The organism is Leisingera methylohalidivorans DSM 14336 (assembly GCF_000511355.1).
Classification (GTDB): Bacteria; Pseudomonadota; Alphaproteobacteria; order Rhodobacterales; family Rhodobacteraceae; genus Leisingera; species Leisingera methylohalidivorans.
In genome coordinates this window covers 3,957,031-3,979,762 of sequence record NC_023135.1, presented here as the reverse complement: position 1 = coordinate 3,979,762, position 22,732 = coordinate 3,957,031, and the positions used below count along the sequence as shown (strand labels likewise).

General features: G+C 56.4%; 26 protein-coding genes. 14 read left to right on the top strand and 12 right to left on the bottom strand.

The window, feature by feature from the left end:
• Positions 1 to 12: 12 nt before the first annotated feature.
• Positions 13 to 204 carry a DUF1127 domain-containing protein gene (locus tag METH_RS19310; RefSeq protein ID WP_024092159.1) on the bottom strand — a complete coding sequence of 64 codons (192 nt, stop codon included), beginning with the start codon at positions 202 to 204 and terminating at the stop codon, positions 13 to 15.
• 220 nt (positions 205 to 424) lie between these two features.
• Between METH_RS19310 and hslV the strand changes: the two genes are divergently transcribed.
• The 4 genes from hslV (at position 425) to METH_RS19290 (ending at position 4,578) form a co-directional block, all read left to right on the top strand.
• Positions 425 to 988: an ATP-dependent protease subunit HslV gene (gene hslV / locus METH_RS19305; protein ID WP_024092158.1), complete on the top strand. Its 564-nt coding sequence runs from the start codon at positions 425 to 427 to the stop codon at positions 986 to 988.
• A gap of 1 nt (position 989) precedes the next feature.
• The gene (locus METH_RS19300; protein ID WP_024092157.1) at positions 990 to 2,060 is read left to right on the top strand and encodes a hypothetical protein; all 1,071 of its coding nucleotides are present in this window, start codon (positions 990 to 992) and stop codon (positions 2,058 to 2,060) included.
• A 13-nt stretch (positions 2,061 to 2,073) separates the two neighbouring features.
• Positions 2,074 to 3,384, top strand: a complete 1,311-nt coding sequence (gene hslU / locus METH_RS19295; protein ID WP_024092156.1) for an ATP-dependent protease ATPase subunit HslU — start codon at positions 2,074 to 2,076, stop codon at positions 3,382 to 3,384.
• A 78-nt stretch (positions 3,385 to 3,462) separates the two neighbouring features.
• The gene (locus METH_RS19290; protein WP_024092155.1) at positions 3,463 to 4,578 is read left to right on the top strand and encodes an alpha/beta hydrolase; all 1,116 of its coding nucleotides are present in this window, start codon (positions 3,463 to 3,465) and stop codon (positions 4,576 to 4,578) included.
• Between the two features lie 6 nt (positions 4,579 to 4,584).
• Here the strand turns inward: METH_RS19290 and METH_RS19285 are convergent, their stop codons facing one another.
• Genes METH_RS19285 through METH_RS19275 form a run of 3 tightly spaced genes read right to left on the bottom strand, consistent with a single transcriptional unit; the run spans position 4,585 to position 6,878 of the window.
• Entirely contained in the window at positions 4,585 to 5,172 is a 588-nt protein-coding gene (locus METH_RS19285; RefSeq protein ID WP_024092154.1) for a Smr/MutS family protein, read from the bottom strand.
• Positions 5,173 to 6,225 carry a murein transglycosylase A gene (gene mltA / locus METH_RS19280; RefSeq protein ID WP_024092153.1) on the bottom strand — a complete coding sequence of 351 codons (1,053 nt, stop codon included), beginning with the start codon at positions 6,223 to 6,225 and terminating at the stop codon, positions 5,173 to 5,175. It lies immediately after the preceding gene.
• The gene (locus METH_RS19275; protein WP_024092152.1) at positions 6,222 to 6,878 is read right to left on the bottom strand and encodes a Tim44/TimA family putative adaptor protein; all 657 of its coding nucleotides are present in this window, start codon (positions 6,876 to 6,878) and stop codon (positions 6,222 to 6,224) included. The genes mltA and METH_RS19275 overlap by 4 nt, the downstream gene beginning before the upstream one ends.
• Before the next feature lie 114 nt (positions 6,879 to 6,992).
• On the opposite strand from METH_RS19275, the gene METH_RS19270 reads away from it, so the two are divergent.
• Complete coding sequence (locus tag METH_RS19270) at positions 6,993 to 7,493, top strand: FxsA family protein (RefSeq protein WP_024092151.1); 501 nt, start codon at positions 6,993 to 6,995, stop codon at positions 7,491 to 7,493.
• Between the two features lie 55 nt (positions 7,494 to 7,548).
• Positions 7,549 to 8,037, top strand: coding sequence for a protein-export chaperone SecB (gene secB, locus METH_RS19265; RefSeq protein ID WP_024092150.1), 489 nt, complete (start codon positions 7,549 to 7,551; stop codon positions 8,035 to 8,037).
• 73 nt (positions 8,038 to 8,110) lie between these two features.
• Here the strand turns inward: secB and dnaQ are convergent, their stop codons facing one another.
• The 4 genes from dnaQ to METH_RS19245 are packed head-to-tail and all read right to left on the bottom strand — an operon-like array spanning position 8,111 to position 10,848.
• Positions 8,111 to 8,836 carry a DNA polymerase III subunit epsilon gene (gene dnaQ, locus METH_RS19260; protein ID WP_024092149.1) on the bottom strand — a complete coding sequence of 242 codons (726 nt, stop codon included), beginning with the start codon at positions 8,834 to 8,836 and terminating at the stop codon, positions 8,111 to 8,113.
• Positions 8,829 to 9,422 carry a dephospho-CoA kinase gene (gene coaE, locus METH_RS19255; RefSeq protein ID WP_024092148.1) on the bottom strand — a complete coding sequence of 198 codons (594 nt, stop codon included), beginning with the start codon at positions 9,420 to 9,422 and terminating at the stop codon, positions 8,829 to 8,831. The genes dnaQ and coaE overlap by 8 nt, the downstream gene beginning before the upstream one ends.
• Positions 9,419 to 10,252 (bottom strand): shikimate dehydrogenase, encoded by an 834-nt coding sequence (locus tag METH_RS19250; protein ID WP_024092147.1) that lies wholly within the window; start codon positions 10,250 to 10,252, stop codon positions 9,419 to 9,421. The genes coaE and METH_RS19250 overlap by 4 nt, the downstream gene beginning before the upstream one ends.
• Entirely contained in the window at positions 10,249 to 10,848 is a 600-nt protein-coding gene (locus METH_RS19245) for a Maf family protein (RefSeq protein ID WP_024092146.1), read from the bottom strand. Before METH_RS19245 ends, METH_RS19250 begins: the two co-directional genes overlap by 4 nt.
• Positions 10,849 to 11,258: 410 nt before the next feature.
• On the opposite strand from METH_RS19245, the gene METH_RS19240 reads away from it, so the two are divergent.
• The 7 genes from METH_RS19240 (at position 11,259) to METH_RS19215 (ending at position 18,702) form a co-directional block, all read left to right on the top strand.
• A complete protein-coding gene (locus METH_RS19240) occupies positions 11,259 to 11,714 on the top strand; it encodes a CopD family protein (protein ID WP_024092145.1) in 456 nt (151 codons plus the stop codon).
• 174 nt (positions 11,715 to 11,888) lie between these two features.
• Positions 11,889 to 13,160 (top strand): transcription termination factor Rho, encoded by a 1,272-nt coding sequence (gene rho, locus METH_RS19235; protein ID WP_024092144.1) that lies wholly within the window; start codon positions 11,889 to 11,891, stop codon positions 13,158 to 13,160.
• Positions 13,161 to 13,191: 31 nt separating this feature from the next.
• On the top strand, positions 13,192 to 14,478 hold the full coding sequence (gene mnmE, locus METH_RS19230; RefSeq protein WP_024092143.1) for a tRNA uridine-5-carboxymethylaminomethyl(34) synthesis GTPase MnmE: 1,287 nt from the start codon (positions 13,192 to 13,194) through the stop codon (positions 14,476 to 14,478).
• A 13-nt stretch (positions 14,479 to 14,491) separates the two neighbouring features.
• Positions 14,492 to 16,366 (top strand): tRNA uridine-5-carboxymethylaminomethyl(34) synthesis enzyme MnmG, encoded by a 1,875-nt coding sequence (gene mnmG, locus METH_RS19225; protein WP_024092142.1) that lies wholly within the window; start codon positions 14,492 to 14,494, stop codon positions 16,364 to 16,366.
• Complete coding sequence (gene rsmG, locus METH_RS23500; protein ID WP_084013839.1) at positions 16,363 to 16,980, top strand: 16S rRNA (guanine(527)-N(7))-methyltransferase RsmG; 618 nt, start codon at positions 16,363 to 16,365, stop codon at positions 16,978 to 16,980. Before mnmG ends, rsmG begins: the two co-directional genes overlap by 4 nt.
• On the top strand, positions 16,973 to 17,782 hold the full coding sequence (locus tag METH_RS19220) for a ParA family protein (RefSeq protein ID WP_024092141.1): 810 nt from the start codon (positions 16,973 to 16,975) through the stop codon (positions 17,780 to 17,782). Before rsmG ends, METH_RS19220 begins: the two co-directional genes overlap by 8 nt.
• Positions 17,783 to 17,808: 26 nt before the next feature.
• On the top strand, positions 17,809 to 18,702 hold the full coding sequence (locus METH_RS19215) for a ParB/RepB/Spo0J family partition protein (RefSeq protein WP_024092140.1): 894 nt from the start codon (positions 17,809 to 17,811) through the stop codon (positions 18,700 to 18,702).
• Here METH_RS19215 and METH_RS19210 read toward each other — a convergent pair.
• Genes METH_RS19210 through rph form a run of 4 tightly spaced genes read right to left on the bottom strand, consistent with a single transcriptional unit; the run spans position 18,692 to position 21,521 of the window.
• The gene (locus METH_RS19210; protein WP_024092139.1) at positions 18,692 to 19,045 is read right to left on the bottom strand and encodes a YbaN family protein; all 354 of its coding nucleotides are present in this window, start codon (positions 19,043 to 19,045) and stop codon (positions 18,692 to 18,694) included. The two genes, METH_RS19215 and METH_RS19210, sit on opposite strands and share 11 nt — an antisense overlap.
• A 4-nt stretch (positions 19,046 to 19,049) precedes the next feature.
• Positions 19,050 to 20,204 carry a radical SAM family heme chaperone HemW gene (gene hemW, locus METH_RS19205; protein ID WP_024092138.1) on the bottom strand — a complete coding sequence of 385 codons (1,155 nt, stop codon included), beginning with the start codon at positions 20,202 to 20,204 and terminating at the stop codon, positions 19,050 to 19,052.
• A complete protein-coding gene (gene rdgB, locus METH_RS19200; RefSeq protein ID WP_024092137.1) occupies positions 20,197 to 20,811 on the bottom strand; it encodes an RdgB/HAM1 family non-canonical purine NTP pyrophosphatase in 615 nt (204 codons plus the stop codon). Before rdgB ends, hemW begins: the two co-directional genes overlap by 8 nt.
• Positions 20,808 to 21,521 carry a ribonuclease PH gene (gene rph / locus METH_RS19195; protein WP_024092136.1) on the bottom strand — a complete coding sequence of 238 codons (714 nt, stop codon included), beginning with the start codon at positions 21,519 to 21,521 and terminating at the stop codon, positions 20,808 to 20,810. Before rph ends, rdgB begins: the two co-directional genes overlap by 4 nt.
• 143 nt (positions 21,522 to 21,664) lie before the next feature.
• Between rph and hrcA the strand changes: the two genes are divergently transcribed.
• Positions 21,665 to 22,729 carry a heat-inducible transcriptional repressor HrcA gene (hrcA, locus tag METH_RS19190; protein ID WP_024092135.1) on the top strand — a complete coding sequence of 355 codons (1,065 nt, stop codon included), beginning with the start codon at positions 21,665 to 21,667 and terminating at the stop codon, positions 22,727 to 22,729.
• Positions 22,730 to 22,732: the final 3 nt, after the last annotated feature.

The window sequence follows — 22,732 nt, the reverse complement described above, 5'->3', positions numbered from 1 at the left end:
GATCATCGGGGATCAGATTTTGGAGATATCAGCGCGTTTCATGCCGATGTCTTCCAGCTGAGCGTCCGACAACTGTGCCAGAGCCTTGCGGGTTTCACGGGTCTCGTTCCATTCCACGAGAGCAGTTTTCACGTTGATCAATGCGTCGACCACGCGGAGAACGGTGACTGCTCCGAGCGGCGCATAGATGTTTGCGGTAGTCATAGCGCTAGTCCTTCTGAGAAACAGCCGACCCTGTGCCGGTTGTGAGCCCCATGTAGGATGTGCGGCTGAGTCTCACAATTGCCGGTTCAACAGCCCCGATTTGCATTTACTGCATAGCAATGGACAGCCATACAGCTGCTGCCCGGCAGTGGACTTTGCGCGTTCTCTTGTGCCGGCGGTGGGATGATTCCATATAGAGGGCAATAAAGCGGAGGCACATATGGCAGACGATCAATTCCCCGGCTGGCACGGCACCACCATCATCGGTGTGAAGAAGGATGGCCAGGTTGTCATCGCCGGCGACGGCCAGGTGTCGCTGGGGCAGACGGTGATCAAAGGCACGGCCCGCAAGGTGCGCCGCCTGTCACCGGGCGGATTTGACGTGGTGGCGGGTTTTGCCGGCTCGACAGCCGACGCCTTCACTCTGCTGGAGCGGCTGGAAACCAAGCTTGAAGCGACTCCTGGCCAGCTCGCACGGGCCAGTGTCGAGCTGGCCAAGGACTGGCGCACCGATAAATACCTGCAGAAACTTGAGGCCATGCTGATCGTCACCGATGGTGCAGACATGTTTGTCATCACCGGTGCCGGCGACGTGCTGGAGCCTGAGCACAATGTAGCCGCTATCGGCTCGGGCGGAAATTTCGCACTGGCGGCCGCCCGCGGCATGATGGACAGCGGAAAATCCGCCGAAAAAGTGGCCCGTGATGCCATGGCCATCGCTGCCGATATCTGCGTCTACACCAATGGCAACCTCACAGTTGAAAGCATAGGCCAGGAAAGCTGACGTGACCCAGGTTGATCAAAATGATCTGCGGGCTGCTGTAGGATCCGGGTTGTTGACCGAGGCCCAGGCCGCCACGCTTCTGGCCATGGCATACAGCCGCAAAGGCGCACGCGAGAACCTGGCACCAGGGGATGAACCCTTTGAGCTGTTCAAAGGGTTCAATGAAATCTTTATTGTGATCGGGCTTGTGATCCTGGCATCCGGCTGGATGGCTTTCACAGCCGTTGATCTGGCTCGGTCAATCGGCGGCTACCAGGACAAGGCCATATATTCAGCCATCGCCGGCGCTGCCGTGCTATGGATACTGTCTGAATACTTCATCCGCCGCCGCCGCATGGTGGCACCAGCGATTGCTCTTTCCCTTCTATGGGCCGGCAACGCCGGCGCCGGTTTCTCGGCAGCTTTTTCCCAGCCATTCATGCTTGCGCAAAACGACTATTCAAGCCTGCCGCTGCCATTTGCGATGGCAACAGCCGCCGTCACTCTGTTTTGGCTGCGCTTTCGCGTTCCTTTTGCCATGGCGCTGATCGCTTTGGGTGTCTTTGTCCTCGCCCTGTTGTCGGGATCGATACAGGCAGGCACCCCCGCCGGGGTGAGCGACCTGTTTCTGCTGTCAGCCAGCGGGCCGTTTGCCTGGATCACACTGGCCGTAGGGTTCGCCGTATTTGCCGTAGCCATGGCGTTTGATCTCAGCGATCCCCACCGTGTGACCCGACGCTCGGCCCAAGGTTTCTGGCTGCACGTCGTTGCAGCCCCGGCCTTGGTGAATACAATTGCGCTCAGCCTGCTGAACGCCGGTACTTCTGGTTCCAACATGCTGCTGATCGGCGTCCTGCTGGTGTTTGCCCTGATTGCAATCATCATTGACCGGCGCTCGTTCCTGATTGCCGCAATCGGCTACAGTGTCACCCTCGCAGGAACTGTCTTCAGCGGCGAAGGCACCGCCATTACGATCCTGGCGCTTGGCATGTTCCTGGTGGCATTGGGGGCCTTTTGGAGCCATATCCGGGCTGTGCTGCTCTCACTCTTGTCTGGCGTGCTGCCGCTTGGCCGGCTGCCGCCATCCCATTGAAACGGAAGTATCCATGACTGATCTGACCCCTCGCGAAATCGTCTCTGAACTGGATCGTTTCATCATCGGCCAGAAAGAAGCCAAACGTGCTGTGGCCGTGGCGTTGCGCAGCCGCTGGCGGCGCAAGCAGCTTTCCGATGACCTGCGTGATGAAGTGTATCCGAAGAACATCCTGATGATCGGCCCCACAGGTGTCGGCAAGACGGAGATTTCCCGCCGGCTGGCAAAACTGGCGCGCGCGCCCTTCATCAAGGTTGAGGCGACAAAGTTCACAGAAGTCGGTTATGTCGGGCGCGATGTGGAGCAGATCATCCGGGATCTCGCTGACAGCGCTATTGCCCAGACCCGCGAATTCATGCGCGAGGATGTGAAGGCTAAAGCTCAAAAATCTGCCGAGAACCGGGTTCTGGAAGCTATCGCCGGCGCGGACGCGCGTGAAACAACCCGCGAGATGTTCCGCAAGAAGCTGAAATCAGGCGAACTGGACGACACCCTGATCGAACTGGATGTCGCAGACACCTCCAACCCGATGGGCAATATGTTCGAAATCCCAGGCCAGCCCGGCGGCAACATGGGCGCTCTGAACCTGGGCGACCTGTTCGGCAAGGCGATGGGCGGCCGCACCACCCGCAAGAAGATGACCGTGTCTGAAAGCTATGAGGTGCTGATCAGCGAAGAGGCTGACAAACTGCTGGATGATGAGACCGTGACCCGCACCGCGCTGGAGTCTGTAGAGCAGAACGGCATCGTCTTCCTGGACGAGATCGACAAAGTCTGCGCGCGCCAGGAAACCCGAGGCGGCGACGTCAGCCGCGAGGGTGTGCAGCGGGATCTGCTGCCGCTGATCGAGGGCACCACCGTCAGCACCAAACACGGCCCGGTCAAGACCGACCACATCCTGTTCATCGCCTCCGGCGCGTTCCATATTGCCAAACCCTCGGACCTGCTGCCGGAACTGCAGGGCCGTCTGCCGATCCGGGTGAGCCTGCGGGCGCTGACCGAGGCGGATTTCGTGCGTATCCTGACCGAGACCGACAATGCTTTGACACTCCAGTACACTGCATTGATGGGCACGGAAGACGTCGAAGTGACCTTTACCGACGACGGTATCGCCGCCTTGGCCAAAATCGCCGCCGAAGTGAACCAGGCTGTGGAAAACATAGGCGCACGGCGGCTTTACACAGTGATGGAGCGGGTGTTTGAGGAGCTCTCCTTTACTGCGCCGGACCGGTCGGGCGACGCGGTCATTGTGGACGAAAGTTTTGTGAAGAAAAACCTGGGTGAACTGGGCCGGTCAGCCGATGTCAGCCGTTACGTGCTGTAAAACACCAGACCAAATTCCAGCCTCTGGACTTTGGCGGCAGGTGCAGTAGCCTGCCGCCAATTGATTGAGGTAGACAAAATGCACGGGCTGCGCCTGATTTCCGGTGTGATCATGGTCCTTCTGGCGGCCTGTACTGACAGATCTTTTACCCCAACAGTTCCAGAAGCGCTGGAGCTGGGCACGCCTAAGACCATTTTTGCCGCCACAAACCGAGAACCGCTGCCTGATGGCACCTTTGGGCCCACCCGCACCGACGCAGTCAGCCTGCTTGAACTCACGGTTTCAATTCCGCCGGATCATAAACCCGGCTCGCTGAAGTTCGGCTACGCGAAACCGGACCCCATCACTGAATTCACCATGGCAGGACGGAAGACATTCAAAACCGAGGCCGCCTTTTCCGCCCGGCTGCAGCAAGAACTGGCAAGGTTTCCCCGAAAGGAGCGCGAAGTTACGGTTTTTGTGCACGGCTTCAATTCCACCCAGGCCGAGACCGCTTTCCGGGCTGCCCAGCTTTCTCATGACATCAACCTTCCCGGGGCAACGGTTATCTATTCCTGGCCAAGCAAGGGCCGTCCGCTTGGCTATGCTTACGATGGCGACAGTGTGCTGTTTGCCCGTGACGGGCTGGAAGCTCTGCTGCGTAAACTGCGCGCTTCCGCGGCCGAGCGTATTGTGGTCGTTGCCCATTCCATGGGGGGGCTGCTGACTATGGAAACCCTGCGCCAGATGGAGATCAAAACTCCCGGCTGGACAACGCAGAACCTGGGCGGTGTCATCCTGATGTCACCAGATTTGGATGTCGACGTGTTTAAATCTCAGATTCGGAGATTCAAACAGGTGCCGCAACCGTTCCTGATTTTCGTGTCGCGAAAAGATAACGTCCTGACGCTGTCACAGCACCTGCGCGGCCTGAATGGCCGTGAAAGACTCGGGAATCTGGACAACCTTGACGCAGTCAGCGGTCTGCCGGTTAAAGTGATCGACACCACGGCCTTTGCAGATGAAGCGGAGTCGCAGCATTTTGTGGCAGCCTCCTCGCCGGCGCTGATTGCATTGCTAAACGGTGCTCGGGAAACCGCAGACTCGTTTACGCATAGCCAGGACCTGCTGCGAAAGATTCTGCCGGGTCAGATTGTCATTCAAGACAGAACCATCAAGGTTGCACTGGAAAGCACGCCCGCGGACAACAGATAGGCCGGGTCAACGGCTGCGTCTGAGATAGACGTAATAGGCGCCTTCACCGCCATGGCTGATGTGGGCAGGGGTGACCTGCATCACCGCTTGCGCCAGCGGCGGCAATGACAGCCATTGCGGCACCTTGTGGCGCAGCACTCCGCGCGGGACCGGCATCGGACCTGGTTCGTCTCGGTGCTTTCCTTTGCCGGTGATCACCAGAACCAGCCGTTTTCCGGTAGCTTGGGCAGACAGGATAAACCGGGTGAGAGCAGGATGAGCCGAGTCGGTCCGCATGCCGTGCAGGTCCAGCTTGCCTTCTGGCTTAAGCTTGCCGCGCTTCATGCGGCGGAAAGATTTTTCATCCATCTGCACCGGATCGTTGGCCAGGCTGCGGGCAAGAGACGGTTTCAAATCGTGTTTCAGCGGTTTCGGCTTGGCGCGGCTCCCAATCTCAAACGGATCCAGTCCCGGCTCAGGGGGCTTAACCGGTTTGGGTTTCAGCAGCGGCGGGGCAGGCGGCTTGGAATGCGCGCCAGGATGCATGCGTTCCGCATGTTTCACGACCTTGTGCCAGAGGTCGATCTCGTCTCCTGTCAGTTTCCGCCGCGTCATTCAAAGGTCTTCCGGCAGCATCGCATAAGCCCGCTGGATCGGCAGCAGAACCACCATCCGCCCCGGGTCTTTCATCGTTCCAGCGGTCTCGCCGGCGGCATCGCCTGTACCGACAAAAATATCAGCCCTCTGCGCGCCCTTTATTGCGGATCCTGTATCCTGCGCCACCATCAGGCGGCGCAGGGGCACATGTCCATCCTTCTCCACCCAGACCGGCGCACCCAGCGGAGTGTATGCAGGGTCGGCGGCAATAGTGCGCATCGGCGTGACCGAGCGGTTCATGGCGCCAAGCGGCCCTTTGGACGCTGATACTTCGCTTACTTCGCGGAAGAACACATAAGACGGATTGTGGAACAGCAGCTCCTTGCCGTCCGACGGGTTGCGCCGGACCCAGGATTTGATCACTTGGGCGCTGACCTGATGGGCGTTGTAGACGCCGCGGCGCACCAGTTCCTTGCCAATGGATTTATAAGTGTGGCCATTAGCACCGCCGTAGCCAACCCGGATCATTGAGCCGTCCGGCAAGCGGATCCTTCCAGAACCCTGAATTTGCAGAAAGAACAGCTCCACCGGGTCGTCCACCCAGGCAATCTCCAGCCCGCGGTCAGCCAATACACCGCTGGTCAGAATGTCCCGCCGGGGCAGCCACAAATCGGTAGAACGGGCCTCGGGTGGCATCTTGTAGACCGGGTAACGGAAGCGATCTGTCGGATAGCGGGAACCGCTCAGCTCAGGTTCGAAATAACCGGTGAACAGAGCTGGATTGCCATCCTCGATCAGAACCGGGCGGAAGAACAGTTCGAAAAACGCTCTTGCCCCTTCGGGTGTCTGTGATTGCGCCGCCTTGCACAAAGCAGCCCAGTCGGGATCCCTCAGGTCCTTGCAGGTTCCTAGAAAAACCTGCAGCGCATGGGCATGATCGTCCTTGGCCCAGCCGTCCAATTGAGCAAAATCCAAGATTCTGGACACGGTTTCAGAATGCGCCCCTGAGGCGGTCATCGCGGCACCTGCGAATGCAGCTGCCCCAAATACCCCCCGAAGCGCCGCAATCATGCGTCCGTCGCTACCAGCTGCCAATTGGGATCATCGGCGCCCATGTTGCGGGCAAAGACCCAGGTGTCTTTCTGACGCTTCACAGCCTTGGGGTCGCCTTCGACGATGTCGCCACCGCGGTCGCGGACAACGGACGTCATTTCACCAACAAACCGCATGGTGATCTCGGCCCGGCCTGTCTGTGTGTCGAAAGTTGCATCTGCCACGGTGGTTTCACGCACACCGATAAACTCGGCCTCGATCTTGAAGCCCTGATCCTCTCGCTGCGCAACGGCATCCACGAAGCTTTCGAACACGTCCTCGGCCAGGAACGGCTGGATGTCGTCCAGGTTGCCATGCTCAAAGCCCATCAGGATCATTTCATATGCACCGCGCGCGCCCTGCACAAATTCCTGCACTTGAAAACACGGTTCAGCCCGCTTCATCTCAGCCAGGGCCAGAGCCTGCGGACTGCCATCAGCCACATAATCGGTAATGTCACGATCCGGGCCGCCTTCGATCACTTCCAGATCGGGCCGGCGGCTCCGCGCTTCGGATTGCGGCAGCGGTGGCTTTTCAAAACCTTCCCGTGTCCCAAGTACGCTTTTCAAGCGCAGGATCAGAAACACGGCAATACCGGCCAGAACCAAAAGCTGAATCACAGGCGACTCCATGGATACCTCATGCTAGGCGTTCGTGCTTTGTTTGAAACCAAAGCGATCAGACCTTATGTAGGTGACGGGCGGGGGCAAGTCTACCGCCCCGGCGTATGATCGTAAGGAAACTCCATGTATATCTTCCTGGCCTTTCTAATGGTTCCAATCATTGAAATTGCCCTGTTTATTCAAATCGGCGGCGCAATCGGGCTATGGCCGACCTTGGCCATCGTGGTTCTGACTGCGGTGCTGGGCACCTGGCTGGTGAAAACGCAGGGACGCATGGCAATGGGGCAACTGCGCTCGTCTTTCCAGCAAATGTCCGACCCGGCCGAGCCTTTGGCCCATGGCGCTATGATCCTTTTCGCCGGCGCGCTGCTGCTGACTCCGGGGTTCTTTACAGATGCTTTTGGATTTGCCCTTCTGATGCCGCCGGTGCGGCTGGCGGTTTTCCGCTATCTTCGGGCCCGTGTCACAGTGGCGCAGTTCCAAATGGGACCCGGCAGCATGCAGGGCCGTCATTATCCTGGGGCCGCCGGCAGGCCGGATGATACCATCGACGGAGATTTCGAAGATGTGACTCCCGGTGACCGTCCAAGCGGCCCATCAGGCTGGGTCGACGGCCCCCGTTGAGCTACCCGGACCAAGCTGCTAAGCACGGTCAAAAGAATTTTTCAGGAGTATCCCGATGGCCGAAAACGGCGAAGCCCAGCAGCAGCCGCAAGTCAAGATGAACATTTTGGGCCAGTTCATTCGCGACATGTCGTTTGAAAACGTGATGGCGCAAAAAGGCACCGGCGGCGACGTGCAGCCGGATGTCAGTGTGCAGGTGAACCTGGATGCAAAAAAACGCTCGGCTGAAAACCAGTATGAAGTTGTCACCAAGCTGACTGTCGAATCAAAGAACAAGGAAGGCGGCGAAGTCCTGTTCGTACTGGAACTGGAATATGTCGGCGTTTTCAACATCGCAGGCGTGCCGGAAGACCAGTTGCACCCGTTCCTGCTGATCGAATGCCCGCGCATGACCTTCCCGTTCCTGCGCCGCATCGTGTCGGACGTCACCCGCGACGGCGGCTTCCCGCCGCTGAACTTGGACAACATTGATTTTGTGGCGATCTACCGCAACGAACTGGCCCGACGTCAGACCGAAGCGGCGGCAGCAGCTCCTACTCAGTAAAGTTTCCGACCCTCCTAACCAAAAACGCCGCTGAGATTCAGCGGCGTTTTTCATTTTCTAATTCGTCCCCGGGTCAGGAAACATTCCACAAAGCCTCTTCCCCCAGGTTGGCCACGAATTTTTCATGAGCTGCCAGTTCCTCTGCGGTGATCCGCTGGGGCAAAGCCGATGGACGGGGGGCAGGGCGCCAGTCATCTTCCACCCGGGTTATCTCTGAAGATGATTGGGCAGACAGGCCAAAGTCCGGCTGACGGCCGCCGATCAGCTCCAGATAAACATCAGCCAGGATTTCAGAGTCAAGCAGTGCCCCGTGCAGGGTCCGGTTGGCGTTGTCGATGTTGAAGCGCCTGCACAGCGCGTCCAGCGTAGCCGGCGAACCGGGAAATCGCTTGCGCGCTATCGCCAGCGTGTCGAGCGCCTGATCCATCGGCAGCTTGGGCAGGCCCATCCAGTCCAGTTCAGCGTTCAGGAACTTCATGTCAAAGCTGGCATTGTGAATCACCAGTTTGGAGTCCTGCACGAAATCGAGGAAACTCTGCCCGACTTTGGCAAATACCGGTTTGTCCCGCAGCGTCACCGCGCCGGGTTGCGGTTTTTGCGGCGGCTCAAGCAAGTCAGGACCGATGCCGTGGACCGAAAACGCCTCGGCAGGCATCGAGCGTTCCGGGTTGATATATTCGTGGTACGTCTTGCCAGTGGGCATGTGGTTGTACAGCTCTACCGCACCGATTTCAACAATCCGGTCGCCGGAGAACGGATCAAAACCGGTGGTCTCGGTATCAAGAACGATTTCACGCATCGGCCAGTTTCCTCCTGATGTCTGCGAGGATCGCTGTCACCTGCTCCGCTGCGTGCTCAAGCGTGTCCGTCTCGATCGCATAATCGGCACGGGTGCGTTTTTCCTCAATCGGCATCTGCTTTTGCAGGATATGCTTGAATTGCTCAACCGTCATCGTGCCGCGGGCAAGAACCCGCTCTTTCTGTGTCTCTGCATCCGCGAACACGCAAGCCACTGCGTCCATTTCAGAATCACTGCCCGTTTCAAACAGCAGCGGGATGTCAAAGACCAGTATATCGCGTTCCGCTTGTGTCCGGAACGCAGCCCGATCCTGTGCGACAAGCGGATGCACGATAGCTTCGATATGTTTCAATGCATCAGGATTTTCACTGATGATACGCTTTAATGCAGCACGGTTTACCACGCCATCCTCGATAGCATCAGGGAAGGCCGCTCTCATTGGCTGAACCGCAGCCCCTCCCGCGCTGTAAAGCCGGTGCACGGCGGCATCTGCATCCCAAACCGCACACCCCTTGGCGGCGAACAGTTTGGCGGTCGTGCTCTTGCCCATTCCGATGGAGCCGGTAAGGCCAAGGCTGAAACTCATCTGAGAGCCGCCGACCGCGTTGCGTCATCCACATCAGGGCGGTGTCCGAACCAGCGTTCGAACCCTGGCACCGCCTGATGCAACAACATACCCAGCCCATCGACCACCGTGCAGCCAGCATCCTCAGCCGTCTGCAACAAATCGGTTTTCAAGGGCGCATAGATAAGGTCGGTCACAACCGCATCGGGCTGCAACCCATCCAGCGGAACCCGCAGACGCGGCTTACCCACCATTCCCAAAGAAGTGGTGTTCACAATCAGCGCACCTTCTTCGATGACATTGCCGGCCTGGACCCATTCGACCACCCGGACCCGGTTGCCGAAGTCCGCATGCAGCTGATCGGCCCGGCAGCGGGTACGGTTGGTCAGCAGGATCTCCGGCACTCCGGCCTCCAGCAATGAGGCAACAACCGCACGGCAGGCACCGCCGGCGCCCAATAGAACTGCCGGGCCGGATTCCGGGTCCCAGTCCGGCGCTCCCTGGTGCAGGTTGGTGATGAAGCCGTAGCCGTCCGTATTGTCGGCTAGGATTGTTCCGTCGCTTCGGAAAATCAGCGTATTGGCGGCGCCAATGAGTTTGGCCCGGTCGGTGACCTTATCCGCAATCTCCATAACCGCTTCTTTGTGCGGTATGGTGACATTAGCCCCGACAAAACCCATTTTCGGCATCATCCGGACCGTGTCGGCCAGATCTTCAGGTTCCACATGCATCGGCACATAGTAACCTGAAATGCCATAAGCGTTCAGCCAGTGACGGTGGAGCTGCGGAGATTTGGAATGTGCAACCGGACAGCCGATCACGCCGGCGAGCGGGATTTTTGCTACTGTCATTGCTCGATTACCCCTTGCAAACCCAAGTAACTGATAAGCTCCATCAACGGCAATCCCAATACATTAAAGTAGCTGCCTTCGATGCTGGCAAACAGCCGTACACCTTCTTCCTCCAGCTTGTAAGCACCTACCGCATGGCGGATGCTGGGCCAGTTCCGGGCCACATAATCCTCGAGAAATGCATCAGTGCTGTTCCGCATGAGCAGGCGGACTTGTCCTACATGGCGCCAGATCGGTTCACCGTCGCGGTAAATCACGGCTGCAGACAACAGCATGTGCCGTTTGCCACGCATGCCCTTCAGTTGAGACAACGCATCCTCGGTGCTGGTGGGTTTCGAAAGAAGGTTCCCTTCTAAATCGAGCACCTGGTCACACCCCAGCACCAGTTTTTCCGGATGTTTTCCGCTGATTTTACGCGCCTTCGCCTCAGCCAACGCATCGGCGATATCGCGCGGAAGAGCCTCTTCGGCCAAGAGCGCAGATTTGATCGCCTGCTCGTCCAGGCGCGGCACATCGATTTCAAATTCTATCCCGGCCTGACGCAGCAGTTGCGCCCGGATTCCGGAACCAGAAGCCAGCACTATGTGGGCAGTCATGTGGAAAACCCCGTGGGAAAGAAGTAAATGGTTTCAGAACGTTTTGTATGGTTTTCCGCGGTTAAGTAAAGACTCACGGGGTTGACGCTCATCCCGGGATTCAGTTCGCTGAGTCGCCCTTTGTGGGTCAGGATAACTTTGCTTTAGTGGATATGCCGGCTCTCCCCGGTTCATCCCCCTCTTATCCCCAAGCAGGAATGGTGATACGCGGCGTTAACGCACCTTATTTCTAGGGCCTTAAGAAGAATCTTATGGCTTCTTTCCCGTCCAGTCTGGAATCTTATCCCTGCTGGGGATAAGCGATGGAGGATTCACTTATCCACCGGAATCCATGCACACTACAAAAACATCATCCTTCTAATATATCTTTAATTATTAGGGTGATCAGATCTGACCGGGGAGACTTGCCTATGGACCCGAGTGACCTGATGTTCACACTCTACCCGTATGCCAAATCACTGCACATCATGGCTGTACTCAGCTGGATGGCAGGGCTTTTCTATCTTCCCCGTCTGTTCGTGTATCACGTGGAACAAGCAGAGAAGGTTCAGGATACAGTTCCGATCTTTCTGCAAATGGAAGATAAGCTCCTCCGGGTTATCATGCGCCCTGCAATGTATGTGTCGTGGGCCGCTGGAATATTCATTGTGCTGACGCCGGGGGTCGTAGACTGGAGTTCTGTCTGGCCCTGGACTAAGGGCGTGTCAGTAATCGCCATGACGTGGTTCCATCATTGGCTGGTGTTCCGATTTCGCGACTTTTCCACTGGCGGGAACAAACTGTCAGGCCGGCAGTTCCGGTTGATGAACGAAGTGCCAACCGTTCTGATGGTGGTGATTGTCGTCTCGGTGATCTTCAAGTTCTAGCGCAGAGGCGCAGAAAGGGGCCTTGCAGGCCCGGAACGACTGCAGCCGGCGTTTGACTCATCTGAAACGAGTCCCTATGTATGGCACCCAACGGGTCCGTCCGGGCCACCGTGTTTTCCAATCCTGTCGTGTGACCAACCCCTGGATGAGCGGGGGAGTAGAGGCCGTATCTATATGACCGTGCAATCCCTGAATCTGTCCGATCTCCAGGCTAAAAGTCCTAAATCTCTGCTGGCAATGGCCGAAGAGCTGGAGATCGAAAACGCCTCGACCATGCGCAAGGGCGAGATGATGTTTCAGATCCTGCGTGAACGTGCGGATGAGGGCTGGGACATCAGCGGCGACGGCGTGCTTGAAGTGTTGCAGGACGGTTTTGGATTCCTGCGTTCGCCTGAAGCTAACTATTTGCCGGGTCCAGACGATATCTATGTCTCGCCCGACATGATCCGTCAGTATTCCCTGCGGACTGGCGATACTGTTGACGGCCAGATCAAGGCTCCGCTGGAGACCGAACGCTACTTCGCGCTGACCAATGTCACCTTGATCAATTTTGAAGAGCCGGAGAAGGCCCGCCATAAGATCGCGTTTGACAACCTCACACCGCTCTATCCTGATGAACGGTTGAAGATGGAAGTCGAGGACCCCACCATCAAAGACCGCTCGGCGCGGGTGATTGACCTGGTGGCGCCGATCGGCAAAGGCCAGCGGTCTCTGATCGTTGCACCGCCACGTACAGGTAAGACGGTAATCCTGCAGAACATCGCGCACTCCATCGAAAAGAACCATCCTGAGTGCTATCTGATCGTTCTGCTGATCGATGAACGCCCGGAAGAAGTGACTGACATGCAGCGTTCAGTGAAGGGCGAGGTTGTCTCTTCTACCTTTGACGAGCCGGCGACACGCCACGTCGCAGTCTCGGAAATGGTCATTGAAAAGGCCAAGCGGCTGGTTGAGCATAAACGAGATGTTGTGATTCTTCTGGACTCCATTACAAGACTTGGTAGGGCCTTTAACACCGTAGTGCCATCGTCGGGCAAAGTTCTGACCGGGGGTGTTGACGCAAACGCCTTGCAGCGGCCCAAGAGGTTCTTTGGAGCAGCTCGGAACATCGAAGAGGGCGGTTCGCTGACCATCATTGCCACGGCGCTGATCGATACCGGCTCGCGTATGGACGAAGTGATCTTTGAAGAGTTCAAAGGTACCGGTAACTCGGAAATCGTACTGGACCGCAAAATTGCAGATAAGCGGGTGTTCCCAGCCATCGACATACTCAAATCCGGCACCCGCAAAGAGGATTTGCTGATCGACAAGGTTGATCTTGCCAAGACTTTTGTGCTGCGCCGGATTTTGAATCCGATGGGTACAACTGATGCGATTGAGTTCCTGCTGTCTAAGCTAAAGCAGACGAAGTCGAACACCGAGTTCTTCGATTCGATGAACACCTAATCAGGACGGTCTGGAAAAGAAGGGCCATCCCATGGACACGATCTTTGCGCTGGCTTCCGCACAAGGGAAGGCCGGGGTCGCGGTAGTCCGCGTCTCGGGGCCTTTGGCGCATGAAGCCGGCGCGCAACTTTGCGGCGGAGTGTTGCCGGCGCGGGGCAAAAGCCTGCGAATCCTGCAAGACCAATCAGGAGAGCGCCTTGATGAGGCATTGGTGCTGAGCTTTACGGCTCCCAAAAGCTTCACAGGTGAAAATACTATTGAGTTTCAAGTACATGGAAGCACAGCTGTTGTTTCAGCCGTGCTTGAAACCCTGGGTGGCATCACCGGTTTGCGGATGGCTGAGCCAGGTGAATTTACCCGTCGCGCCTTGGAAAACGGCAACCTGGACTTGGCTCAGGTTGAAGGGCTCGCGGATTTAATTGACGCGGAAACCGAAGCGCAACGCAAGCAGGCCCAGGTAATTCTTGCCGGCGGATTGGGGAAGTTGGCTGAATCCTGGCGCGCAAGTTTAATCCGTGCGGCATCCTTGATTGAAGTAACGATTGATTTCGCTGATGAAGAAGTCCCAGTAGATGTAACTCCGGAAGTTTCCGCTCTATTGGCCGAAGTTCAAGCCGGCCTTGTAAGAGAGACAGATGGAGTGAAAATTGCGGAACGGATCCGTAGCGGGTTCGAAGTGGCCATCATTGGGGCTCCGAATGTCGGAAAATCAACACTATTGAATGCGCTGGCCGGCCGCGAGGCAGCCATTACGTCTGAATTTGCCGGCACCACCCGGGATGTTATCGAAGTGCGGATGGATCTGGCGGGCCTGCCAGTGACTTTGCTGGATACTGCGGGTTTGCGGGATACCGACGACCACGTCGAAGGCATTGGTATCGCTTTAGCACGGAAACGCGCGGAAGATGCAGATTTACGTGTCTTCTTGGCGGAAGATACTGACATTCTTGATGTCCCGATGGAGAATGGAGATGTCCGTCTTCGACCAAAGGCGGACCTTCGCGGCGATGCGGTGAATGCAATCTCAGGAAAATCCGGGCAGGGTATAGACAGACTTGTCGAACACATCTCGATGATTCTGCAAAATCGCTCGGCTCAAGCCGGCATTGCTACGCGCGCTCGGCACCGGGATGCGATGTTATCTGCTTTGGCAAGTTTAAACGAAGCACAGGATATTCTATCGCGCGGCTCTGGATTTTATGATATCGCCGCCGAGGAGATGCGCTCGGCCATACGGGCGCTGGAAACGCTAGTGGGCCGGATCGGAGTGGAGAATCTCCTAGATGAGATTTTCTCGAGCTTCTGCCTGGGGAAGTGAAGGAGTGTTTCACGTGAAACATCCCAAGTATGATGTGATTGTTGTAGGTGGCGGCCATGCCGGAACTGAGGCGGCCCACGCAGCGGCACGTATGGGTGCAGATACGGTTCTGATTACTCTGGATCGAAACGGCATCGGTGTGATGTCGTGCAACCCTGCCATCGGCGGATTAGGTAAGGGACACCTTGTTCGGGAAATCGATGCCCTTGATGGTGTGATGGGGCATGTTGCTGACCTTGCAGGAATACAATTCCGGCTCCTGAATCGTCGAAAAGGGCCAGCGGTCCAAGGGCCAAGAGCTCAATCTGACCGAGCAATCTATCGTCAGGAGATGCTGAGGCTAACCGAGGCACAACCAAACCTTGATATTCTGGAAGGTGAGGTGACGGACTTTCTCATGTCGGGGGAAGCCGTTTCTGGCGTTATGTTGGCCGACGGCAGTGAGGTTCCAGCCAAGGCAGTCATTCTGACCTCCGGAACATTTCTGCGCGGGGTCATACATATCGGTGAAGCTTCCAGGCCGGGAGGGCGGATTGGCGATAAGCCTTCTGTAAAGCTAGCGGAACGCCTGGACAGTTTTGAGCTGCCTTTAGGCCGGCTGAAGACCGGGACACCGCCCCGGCTGGACGGGCGCACAATTGATTGGGATGGTCTGGAAACACAGCCCGGAGACGAGGATCCGGTATTCTTTTCATTTATGTCTAAGGCGTTGAGCAGCAAGCAAGTTTCCTGCGGGATAACACATACCAACGCGCAGACTCATGATATCATCCGAAAAAACCTGGGCCGGTCAGCAATGTATGGCGGCCACATTGAAGGTGTCGGGCCGCGTTACTGCCCGTCAATAGAAGATAAAATCGTTCGATTCTCCGAAAAGGACTCGCACCAGATCTTCTTGGAACCGGAGGGCGTTTCAGATCATACGGTCTACCCGAATGGTATCTCTACGAGCTTACCACTGAACGTCCAGGAGGCGTATGTCCGCTCTATTAAGGGGCTTGAGAAGGCTGATATTCTTCAGCCAGGCTATGCAATTGAATATGACTATGTAGACCCCAGGGTTCTGAAGCTGGATCTGTCGCTGAAGGACGTGCCGGGATTGTATCTTGCCGGCCAGATAAATGGCACAACCGGATATGAAGAGGCCGCTGCGCAAGGCATGGTCGCCGGCTTGAACGCAGCGCGCAGAGCTCAGGGGGAAGACCCTGTAACTTTTGGCCGCTCAAACAGCTACATTGGCGTGATGATCGACGATCTCACTACTAATGGTGTCACTGAACCCTACCGTATGTTCACGTCGCGAGCAGAATTCCGGCTGTCCTTGCGGGCAGATAACGCGGATCAAAGGCTAACGCCTTTAGCAATCGAACTTGGCTGTGCCGGAGTGGACCGGAGAATTGCGTTCTTGGAAAAGAATGAACGCTTGGCGACAGGGCGGGATATTCTGAAATCGAAAACGTTCACACCAAAGCAGGTATCCTCGGCTGGTATACGGATTAATCAAGATGGAACCCGTCGCAACGGCTTTGATATTCTAGCATTTCCAGATGTCACTTTTGAGGACATTATTCCGTTGCTGCCTGATTTGGAAGGTGTAGAGAATGAGGTTCGCCGTCAACTAGAGCGGGATGCTCTCTACGCCAATTACATCGCACGCCAACAACGGGAAGTCACAGCGATGAAGAGGGATGAGGGCTATCGCTTTCCTGAGGATTTTTCATTCAATGGAATTGAAGGTCTATCCAAGGAATTGCAAAGTAAGCTATCCCTGTCCCGCCCTGAAACCCTGGCACAGGCTGCGCGTATTGATGGCATGACGCCGGCTGCGCTTGCGCTTCTTCTGGCACGCTTGCGCCGTGACCTGCCGAGAAAAGGGAAATTCGCGTGAACTGCGCGGCGCTTCTGGAAAGGTTTGATGTTTCACGTGAAACATTGCAACGCCTTGAGGTTTTTGAACAGGTTATACGTAAGTGGAACCCAAAAATAAATCTGGTTTCAAAGTCCAGCTTGGAAGATCTATGGGTGCGTCACATTGTTGATTCTGTACAGGTGTTTCGGTGTACTGATCCGGTTGAGCACTGGGTTGATATCGGTAGCGGAGGAGGTTTCCCTGGACTGATTGTGGCTCTTCTTGCTGCAGATGAAGCACCTGGCATGAGGGTGACCTTAATTGAAAGCGATCAGAGGAAATCGGCATTTCTTAGGACTGCCGCACGGGAATGCGATGCTAAAGTGGCTATTTTAACGGATAGAATTGAGCGGGTTGAGCCTCAAAGAGCGGACGTTCTTTCTGCGCGGGCGCTGGCTGATTTATCAACGTTGCTGGGATTTTCAGAACGCCATCTTTCACCTACAGGAGTGGCGTTGTTCCCTAAGGGTGAAAGCTGGAAAAAAGAAGTGGATAACGCGAGGCAGCAATGGCAGTTCGATGCGGAACCCGTTAAAAGTCTGACAGAACAAGAAGCAGTAATCCTGAAAGTAAGGGAAGTGACACGTGTCTGATTACTCCCGCCCCGAGGGGCCTCGTATTATCGCGGTGGCAAATCAGAAAGGCGGAGTTGGCAAGACAACAACAGCCATCAACCTTGCGGCCGCGTTGGTGGAAACCGGATTACGCGTTCTTGTCGTCGATTTGGATCCGCAAGGGAATGCCTCAACCGGACTGGGTATTGAACCGTCTGACCGGGATCTGACTACCTATGATCTTTTGGTTGAAGACTCATTGCTGAGTGACGTCATTCAGAGAACTGAGATTGAGGATCTGTGTATTATACCGGCTACTGTCGATCTAAGTTCGGCTGATATCGAACTCTTTACCAATGAAAAACGCAGTTTCCTGCTGCACGATGCTCTACGCCAAACTGCGATGGACGAATATAATTGGGACTACGTCCTGATTGATTGCCCACCCTCTCTGAACCTCCTGACAGTCAATGCAATGGTGGCAGCGCACTCGGTTCTGATTCCGTTGCAAAGCGAATTCTTTGCTCTGGAAGGGGTGACCCAGCTTATGCTGACAATTAGGGAAGTTCGGCAATCAGCTAATCCAAACCTGCGGATCGAAGGGATTGTCCTGACCATGTTTGATCGCCGCAATAATTTGTCGCAGCAAGTAGAACAGGACGCGCGGGACAATCTGGGTGACCTGGTGTTTCAAACAAAAATTCCGCGCAATGTCCGGGTGAGCGAGGCACCTTCCTACGCGCAGCCGGTGCTGAACTATGACACGAATTCTCTGGGCGCACAGGCATACCGTGCATTGGCAGAAGAAATCCTGAATAAACATCACAAGATAGCGGCATAAATGAAGAATACCTACCGGAGGCAATCATGGCAGACAAGAAAACAAAACCACGCGGGCTCGGCCGGGGATTGTCAGCGTTGATGGCAGATGTGAACCCTGCGCCGGTGAGCACGCAGGCTGAGGCGCCGCGGAATGCGGAAGTTCTGGTTCCGATTGAAAATGTCATTGCCAACCCGAACCAGCCGCGTCGTCAGTTCCTGCAGGAAGATTTGGATGATCTGACTGCGTCGATCAAGGAAAAGGGCGTTCTGCAGCCGCTGATAGTGCGGCCGCGGCCGGGCGGAATGTACGAAATCGTGGCCGGCGAACGCCGGTGGCGGGCATCTCAGGCTGCGCAACTGCATGAAGTGCCTGTCCTGATCCGGGATTACTCAGATGTTGAGATGATGGAAGTGGCCATTATCGAAAACATTCAACGCGCGGACCTGAATGCGTTGGAAGAGGCGCAGAGCTACAAGCAATTGATGGAGAAATTCGGCCATACGCAAGAACGGATGGCCGAAGCACTTGGTAAAAGCCGTAGCCATATTGCAAATCTTGTGCGCCTTCTGCACCTGCCGGAAGATGTTCAGATTCTGGTGCAGGAACGGAAGTTGTCGGCTGGACACGCTCGCGCGCTGATCACTTCTGACAACGCTTCTGATCTCGCTGCAAAGATTGTCAAGGGAGGGCTGTCGGTTCGCGCAACGGAAGCGCTGGTCAAGAAAGATGCCGCAGGTGCACAGACCTCCGTTGGGAAAAAGCCGAAAAAGATGCCGGAAAAGGATGCAGATACCCGGGCTCTTGAAGGGGATTTGTCGGCTGTACTGAGAATGAAAGTGTCCATTGATCACAAGCCTGGCGGCGAGGCCGGCGCTGTAGTAATCAGTTACGATAACCTGGATCAGCTGGACGAACTGTGCAACTTGCTCAGCCGCTAGGCCGAGTCCAGATGAACAGCAGAACGGCAGAGAGGACGACGGTTTGGATCCCCAAAATGTGACTGGGAACACCAAGCATCAGCGATAGTCCGAAAACGGAGGCAATCGAGACGGTTGCCGCCTTTTTTGCACCTGATCGGATGGCGCCACGGTCGCGCCAATCAAGGATCATTGGGCCAAAAATATTGTGATCTACAATCCAGTTATGCAGACGCTCAGATGAGTTCGCAAAAAAGAACGCAGCGAGGAGAAGGAAGGGAACAGTTGGCAGCAAGGGCAGAACAATACCTATGACGGCCAAGGCAACACAGAACAGTCCAAGGCCGGCATAAATAAAACGCATTGCTTCAATCCATTAACAGTTCGCGGAGGACCGCATTCAATAGGGCGCGTCCCTGTTCCGTCGTACAAAGCCTCTGGTCAGAGATAGTTACCATGCCCATCTGGACAAGGTCTGCTAACCGGTTCTCAGGAAGATCAGCGCCTGAAAGTCCGGCGAAACGCACCATATCCAGACCTTCAGAGAGGCGCATCCCCATCATAATGTATTCCACCGCAGCTTCTTCCGGGGAAAGACGGTCACGAAGGGATTCTCCGTTGCCGTTCCTGACCGCTTCCAGCCAGGCTCCTGGGGCCAGATGGGTTTCCGTGGCATACCGGGAACCGTTCAAAGTTAAACGGCCATGGGCGCCGGGGCCGATCCCGGCATAGTCGCCGTAGCGCCAGTAGATCAGATTGTGACGAGATTCCGAACCTGGCTTGGCGTGGTTGGAAACTTCATAACCGCCCATACCATAAGACGCACAGATTTCCTGGGTCGCTTGGTACATATCCGCGGCGGTGTCGTCAGGCGGCAAGCCACGCAGTTTGCCTCGGGCATAGCGGTCACCGAAAGCTGTGCCGTCCTCAATAGTCAGCTGGTAGAGCGACAGGTGGTCAATAGCCATGGAGAGCGCTTCACGCAGTTCAGCTTCCCAGCCTTTCAGTGTCTGACCCTGGCGGGCATAAATCAGATCGAAGCTGACCCGGTCAAAGCAATTGCGGGCGATGTCGAAAGCGGCTTTGGCCTCGGAGACACTGTGAATACGTCCCAGCCGGTGCAGATCCTCGTCATTCAGAGCCTGAATGCCCATCGAGACCCTGTTGACCCCGGCATCCCTGTAACCGGCAAAGCGACCAGCCTCGACAGAGCCTGGATTTGCTTCAAGAGAGATTTCTATGTCATTGGCAAAGGGCCAGATTTCACGTGCTTTCTCAATGACTGCAGCTACGGTTTCAGGCCGCATCAACGAAGGTGTGCCGCCACCAAAGAATATTGAGTTGAGGACGCGGCCGGAAAGCTGCTCTGACAGTCTGTCCAATTCATTCAGATAGGCCCTAACCCAAAGGTTTTGGTCTATATTTTTGGAGACATGACTGTTGAAGTCGCAATAAGGGCATTTGGCCTGGCAGAAGGGCCAATGCACATAGAGACCAAAGCCCGCATTGCGCCAATCATCCACCGAAACAGCCCTGGACGAACTGGGCAACCGCCTTACCGCGGTGGCTGATCTTGTTTTTTTCTGCGGGGTTCATTTCGGCGCAGGTGATGTCGTAACCGTCTGGCTGGAACATCGGGTCATAACCAAAGCCATGCTCACCGCGGATCGGCCATATCAGTTGGCCGGGCATCACGCCTTCGAACACTTCGTCGTGGCCGTCAGGCCACGCAATAACCAGAGTACAGCGGAACTGGGCGGTGCGGGGGGCTTCGGCGCCAACGGCATTCAGCTCGTCATTGGCGCGGGCCATCGCCCTCTGAAAATCACGGCCATTAGGGGTTTCTGCCCAGTCGGCGGTATAGACACCCGGGGCACCATTCAGCGCATCAATAGTGATACCGGAATCATCGGACAGGGCTGGCAGGCCGGTTGCCTTGGCAGCTGCGTGGGCCTTGATCCGGGCATTGCCGACAAAGGTGTCCTCAGTTTCTTCCGGCTCCGGCAGGTTCATTTCGCCGGCGCCGGCAACGCTAACGCCATAGGGGGCGAGTATCTCGGTGATCTCTTTCAGCTTGCCTTTGTTGTGGGTGGCGACAAGCAGCTTGCCGCCTTCCAGTTTGCGGGTCATTTGCAGGCAGCCTTTTGCATCTCTGCGAGTTCTGCGGTGCCTTTGGCGGCCAGATCCATCAGCTGGTTCATCTGGTCCCGGGAGAACAGGGAGCCTTCGGCAGACATCTGCACTTCGATCAGTTTGCCCGAACCGGTCATGATAAAGTTACCGTCGACGCCGGCCTCTGAGTCTTCCGGATAATCCAGATCCAGCACCGGCTGGCCTGCGTAGATGCCGCAGGATACTGCCGAGACCGGATCCGTCAGTGGGTCGATATGCACGTCGCCTGTTTTCATCAGTTTGTTGATTGCCAGGCGCAGAGCCACCCAGCCGCCAGTGATCGAAGCGCAGCGGGTGCCGCCATCGGCTTGCAGCACGTCACAGTCGATAGTGATCTGTCGTTCGCCCAGGGCGACGCGGTCAACACCGGCGCGCAGGGCCCGCCCGATCAGACGCTGGATTTCTACAGTGCGGCCGCCTTGCTTGCCCGATGCTGCTTCGCGGCGCATGCGGGTGTTGGTGGCGCGCGGCAGCATTCCGTATTCTGCAGTGACCCAGCCAAGACCGGTTCCCTTGATAAAGGGCGGCACGCGGTCTTCGATGGTGGCGGTGCACAGGACGTGGGTATCGCCGGCCTTGATCAGGCAGGAGCCTTCAGCGTGCTTGGTGAAGCCGGTCTCAATCGACACGGCGCGCATTTCATTCAGTTCTCTTCCTGAGGGTCGCATGACACATCCTTTATTTGCTGGCTTGGGGATATCCCTCTGACGACAGGCGATGCAAGCCCGATTGACCTTTTCGCGCGCTGCTCTTTAATGACATCCGGGCTTTGGGTTCCTATGTTGAATCCGCAAGAAACGCTGGAAGACGGATGAGCGAAGCGAACAATATTCTTCAAGACCTGAATGACCGCTCTCGGGAAGTTTTCCGGACGGTGGTTGAAAGCTATTTGGAGAGCGGCGATCCAGTTGGAAGCCGCACGCTGACACGTTCACTGAGCGAAAAGGTAAGCGCCGCCACAGTTCGCAATGTAATGCAGGACCTGGAATATCTTGGCCTTCTGGACAGTCCGCATGTCAGCGCTGGCAGGGTGCCCACCCAAATGGGTTTGCGGATGTTTGTCGATGGGCTGCTGGAGGTTGGTGACCTCAATGCAAACGACCGCCAGAAAATCGACGCAACGCTGGGCAAGAAAGCCGGTGATGTGGGTGGCATGCTGGACAGGGTCGGCGCGGCACTGTCCGGTGTCACGCAAGGCGCCTCGCTGGTGCTGACACCCAAGCATGAGGCGGAAATCCGGCATATCGAATTTGTTTCGCTGGCGCATGACCGGGCGCTGGTGGTTCTGGTGTTCTCTGACGGTCATGTGGAGAACCGCCTCTTCAAGCCGCCGCCGGGCCAGACACCGAGCTCAATGCGGGAAGCGGCGAATTTCCTGAATGCGCTGATTGAGGGGCGGACGCTGAGTGAGGTGCAGCGGGAAATCCAAAAAGAGATATCGGCACGGCGGCAGGAAATCGACAGCCTGGCCCACGCTATGATCGAAAGCGGGCTGGCGGTATGGGAGGACGAGGGCAGCGACCAGGCCCGGCTGATTGTGCGCGGCCGGGCGAATCTGCTGGCCGAAACCGGCGCGGCCGAGGAGTTGGAGCGGATCCGGACCCTGTTTGACGACCTGGAGCGCAAGCGTGATATCGCCGAATTTCTGGAACTGACCGAAGACGGCGATGGCGTGCGCATTTTTATCGGTTCGGAGAACAAACTTTTCTCACTTTCGGGTTCCTCTTTGGTGGTGTCTCCCTATATGAACGCGGATCGAAAGATCATCGGTGCGGTAGGGGTGATTGGCCCGACGCGCCTGAATTACGGACGGATCGTGCCGATAGTAGACTATACGGCGCAACTGGTCGGCAAACTGCTGTCTGACCGGAGTTAGAGG